This is a genomic window from Nostoc favosum CHAB5714, assembly GCF_020829495.1.
Taxonomy (GTDB): Bacteria; Cyanobacteriota; Cyanobacteriia; order Cyanobacteriales; family Nostocaceae; genus Nostoc; species Nostoc favosum.
The window spans coordinates 1-4,672 of sequence record NZ_JAIVFQ010000200.1 but is presented as its reverse complement, the minus strand read 5'-3'; the positions used below and the strand labels follow the sequence as shown (position 1 = coordinate 4,672).

The 4,672-nt window shown below is 38.4% G+C and carries 4 protein-coding genes; 3 read left to right on the top strand and 1 reads right to left on the bottom strand.

The window, feature by feature from the left end:
* The coding region (locus tag LC586_RS39605; RefSeq protein ID WP_306423356.1) for a double zinc ribbon domain-containing protein at positions 1–364 on the bottom strand (364 nt) is incomplete at its 3' end.
* 181 nt (positions 365–545) lie between these two features.
* Between LC586_RS39605 and LC586_RS39600 the strand changes: the two genes are divergently transcribed.
* From LC586_RS39600 to LC586_RS41025, 3 genes are all read left to right on the top strand, one after another.
* A complete protein-coding gene (locus tag LC586_RS39600) occupies positions 546–1,277 on the top strand; it encodes a tyrosine-type recombinase/integrase (RefSeq protein ID WP_229491244.1) in 732 nt (243 codons plus the stop codon).
* Between the two features lie 110 nt (positions 1,278–1,387).
* Positions 1,388–4,363 carry a Tn3 family transposase gene (locus LC586_RS39595; RefSeq protein ID WP_229491245.1) on the top strand — a complete coding sequence of 992 codons (2,976 nt, stop codon included), beginning with the start codon at positions 1,388–1,390 and terminating at the stop codon, positions 4,361–4,363.
* 46 nt (positions 4,364–4,409) lie between these two features.
* Positions 4,410–4,532, top strand: coding sequence for a hypothetical protein (locus tag LC586_RS41025; protein WP_267921807.1), 123 nt, complete (start codon positions 4,410–4,412; stop codon positions 4,530–4,532).
* The last annotated feature ends 140 nt before the right edge of the window (positions 4,533–4,672 follow it).

Sequence of the window (4,672 nt, the reverse complement as noted above, 5' to 3'; positions counted from 1 at the left end):
CAGAATCCTTAGATGCCTTATATGGAAAGCCACAATAAGGACAAAAGCGAAACTTCAATGACGTAATTGGTTCATTACACTTAGCACAACTATTACGTAATGCCGTACCGCACAGAAAACAGAACTGTGATCGCGGCAATAACCAGATTTCTTCAAGAGTTGTTCCGGGAGTCCAGCAGTCGGGGCAAAATTTGAGGACATCGGTTGCAGACATGGGTACACCCCGGATAACTGCATCAAGGTACTCAGATGGAACCTGCAATGCGCGAGCTAATCCACGCTGGCTTTTACTATTGAGTTTAGTAGTCAAGCCACGTTCAATCTTACCCAAACTTTGAAGATGAATGCCTGCCTTGGTTGCCAAATCATTTTGACGCTTGTGAAAGGCTAGTACGTATTCTTTTAACGTACTGGGACAGCGTTTCTTGGGGTTGAGGGGTATTGTCCATAGCTTTAATATGTACTAAAGTATATGCTTAGTTATTTTATTTAAGTGCGTATTTGAGATGAATAGTAGTGTTTTAAATTGGAGAAAGAGGTGAAGCTTGACAACTACATTAGCACAAGTTGCTACAGCTTTTCTCTCTCGGCAAGGATTAGCTGCTAGTACAGTCAAATCCTATGAACAAACGCTACTATCTTTGCTGAAATGGCACGGCTCCTTACCTATAGAGTTAATAGACCGTCAACTCCTAAAAGACTACTTAGCTGGGTTAGATGATTTAAGATACACAACACATAATCGCCATCAAGCGATAATCAGCGCTCTGTTTAATTTTGCTGTTGAATCTGGCTATATTCAATCAAACCCAGCTAGCCGTCTGAGTCGGAGGAAACCAGAGAAAGAACGGGGAGAACACAAAAGTGACGAGATAATACGCTACCTCACGTCTCAAGAGTTAGATATTTTGTATGATTTGTTGAAAAAATCTAATGCCAGACTTGAGACGATAGTGCGCTTGCTGCATCGAAGTGGAGCTAGAATTGGAGAATTACTTTCACGCTTAGTTAGCGCAGATTTTTCAGTCAGTTATGAGGCTGTAGCAGCAGACTGGCGAGAAGTGATTGACCAAAGCGAGAAATTAAAAGGAATTAGGCTGCATGACTTACGCCATACGTTTGCGACTGAGCGAGTAGGATTGATGGGAATTGAAGAATTACGGGCGCTAATGGGACATGAAAACATTCAAACAACTCTCCGCTACCAAAAAGTAACTAGTGCGAGAGCAGAAATAGTAGCAAAATCTGCTTTAGAGAATTTAACAAAAAGTATATAAAAATTGAGTAATATTTCTGATAATAAATTTACTAATACATATATTGACTAGAGCTAAATTTTTCCAGTACAGAGTATTGCGTATACTCTTTATCAAGTGAGTGAGAGATGATGAAACGAAACTGGCAAGCAGAAGAACTGGTGGAGTACTGGACGCTGTTACCAAAGGAATTAGAGCTATTAGCGCACAAAAATCCTCAAAATCGTTTGATTTTTGCTCTATTACTCAAGTTTTTTCAGCTAGAAGCCAGATTTCCAGAAACAGATCATGAAATTCCAGCTGTAGTTGTTAACTATGTGACACAACAACTCGGTATTTATCCAAGTATTTACCAAAACTGTAATTGGCAAGGACGGTCGATAAAATATTACCGCAAGAAAATTAGAGAACTTTTTGGATTTCGAGAAGCTACTATCAATGATGCTGAAGAATTAGTTAATTGGTTAACAGAACAAGCGTTAATTTATGAATTAAAATTTGAACAACTTAAAAATGCAGCAGCAGCTCGTTTACGAGAACTGAAAATTGAGCCGCCAACTCTCAATCGCTTAGAACGTATCATTCGCTCTGCTCTTCATAGTTTTGAAGATAAATTTTTTCAAAAAACTGTTGTACAGTTATCTAGTCAAACTAAATTACAAATAGATAACTTATTCCAGCCCTACACTTCGGAATCAAACCTAAATGAAATACTATCTGAATCAATTATTGATTCCGCAGAACTATCAATCTGGAATGAATTAAAATTAGACCCAGGAAGGATTGGTGTAGAAAGTTTTCAAACAGAAATAAAAAAATTATCAATTTTACGCCAGTTAGACTTACCTGTTGATTTGTTTACAACTATACCAACTAAAGTTTTACAACAATACAAACAACGTGTAGTCGTTGAGTATCCAAAAGATTTACGCCGCCATCCTGAGCCGATTCGTTACACATTAGTTGCTATTTTCGCGACTTTGAGAAGTCAAGAAATCATAGATAATTTAGTAGAGTTGATTATTCAAATTGTACATCGTATAGGAGCTAAAGCCGAAAAACGTGTAGACCAAGAATTGCTGCAAGACTTTAAAAAGGTTAACGGCAAGACTAATTTACTATTTCAAATGGCTGAGGCTTCTCTGCAACAGCCAGATGGAGTTATCAGAGAAGTTATTTTTCCGGTTGTCAGTGAAACAACTCTCAAAAATTTAGTCAAAGAATACAAATCAACAGGTAATGCCTACCGCGAACGAGTTTATACTATTATGCGCTCTTCTTATAGTAGACATTACCGGAGAATTTTACCATTAATTTTAGAGCAGCTAGAATTTCGTTCAAATAATGAAGTTCATCGTCCAGTCATTCAAGCACTAGAGTTACTAAAAAAGTATGCATTTAGTAATCAACGATACTATGACTCTTCAGAAAATATTCCTATTGAGGGAGTCCTACGGAGTAACTGGCAAGAGTTAATCTTAGAAAGGAGTAATGATGGTGATATCAAGGTCAATCGGATCAATTATGAATTAAGTGTGCTTCAAGCATTAAGAGACAAACTCAGGTGTAAAGAAATTTGGGTAGTCGGAGCTTACCGTTATCGCAACCCAGAATCCGATTTACCAACAGACTTTGAAGCGCAACGAGCCGATTATTTTCAAGCTCTGCAACAACCCTCGGATGTTGAGGAATTCATTGCTGATTTACAACAGCAAATGCACTCAGCATTGATGCAGTTAGAATCAGGATTACCGAAAAACAAGTACGTTAAAATTAAAAATAAAGGTAAGTCTCGAATTTCTGTATCACCTCTTAAACCTCAAAGTGAACCAATAAATTTATGGCGCTTAAAAACTGAAATAAATCGCCGTTGGCCAAAGACTAGTCTGTTGGATGTTCTCAAAGAGACAGATTTTCGTGTAAATTTTACTCAACATTTTAAATCAGTTTTGACTAGAGAAGTATTAGACTCTAAGCTTTTACAAAAACGATTATTACTGTGTTTATATGGTTTGGGGACAAATACAGGACTAAAACGTTTAAGTGATGAAATAGGAGGCAGTAGTTATCAAGAATTGTTACACGTTAAACGTTCTTATATCCACAAACAACAATTACGTAACGCTATTACCAATGTTGCTAATGCTATTTTTCAAGCAAGATTAAAGCATATTTGGGGAGAAGGTACAGCTGCTTGCGCCTCTGATTCTAAAAAATTTGGTGCTTGGGATCAGAATCTGATGACCCAGTGGCACATTCGTTATGGTGGTCGTGGTGTGATGATTTACTGGCACGTTGAAAAAAATTCTGTCTGTATTTACTCACAACTAAAAACCTGTTCTTCTAGTGAAGTTGCAGCTATGATTGAAGGCTTACTGCGCCATTGTACCGAGATGAAAGTTGAGAAGAACTTTGTAGACAGTCATGGACAAAGTGAAGTGGCTTTTGCTTTCTGCCATTTGTTAGGTTTTCAATTAATGCCACGTCTCAAACGCATTAACGTTCAGAAATTGTATTTCCCCTTTACTGGAAGTAGCAGTGCTTATCCTAATCTACAACCTGTTCTAACTCGTACAATCAACTGGGATTTAATTCGTCAGCAATACGACCAAATGATTAAGTATGCCACTGCACTTCGCTTAGGAATCGCAGAAACTGATGCTATCTTGAAGCGTTTTACTAAGGGGAATTTATTACACCCTACTTATCAAGCCTTAGCTGAATTGGGGAAAGCAGTCAAGACCATCTTTTTGTGTCAATATCTGCATTCGATGGAACTACGTCGAGAAATTAACGATGGTCTTAATATAGTTGAAAATTGGAACAGTGCTAATAGTTTTATTTTTTATGGCAAGAGTGGAGAAATTGCCACTAATCGTTTGGAAGATCAGGAGTTGGCTATTTTATCCTTACATCTGCTGCAAATTTCCTTGGTGTATATTAATACATTAATGATTCAGCAGGTGTTGTCACAACCGCAATGGATCAAGTTAATGAAAAAACAAGACTTGCGGGCGCTTTCACCTTTGATTTGGCTACATATCAATCCCTATGGTACTTTCAAGCTGGATATGAACGAACGTTTGCTGATTGAGACAGCTGCATGAACACTTCGGGAGCAACCATGCTACGAGGCCTCATGTTCTCTTAGGGATGTTTATTATCTCTATTAGAATGCGATCGCCCGCTCAAAGAGCGATACCTACGGTACGCCTGTCGGCGATCGCGCCATCGCCAGAAGGTGGTCCGCCATCGCCCTTTGGGTATCGCCAATAACGGGCGGTTACGCTCTTAACACGATCGCACAAGAAGCGATAATGATCACCTGACTCAAAGAAAAACGTATATAGTTATGCTCTGTTTTTAAACTAAACGGTTTAGTTTGCACTTGGTGACAGCTTCGCCAGATCTACCCC

Excerpts from the sequence above, each read along its gene's own strand:
- LC586_RS41025 (WP_267921807.1), top strand. The coding sequence starts at position 4,410 with ATGTTTATTATCTCTATTAGAATGCGATCGCCCGCTCAAAGAGCGATA.
- LC586_RS39595 (WP_229491245.1), top strand. The coding sequence starts at position 1,388 with ATGAAACGAAACTGGCAAGCAGAAGAACTGGTGGAGTACTGGACGCTG.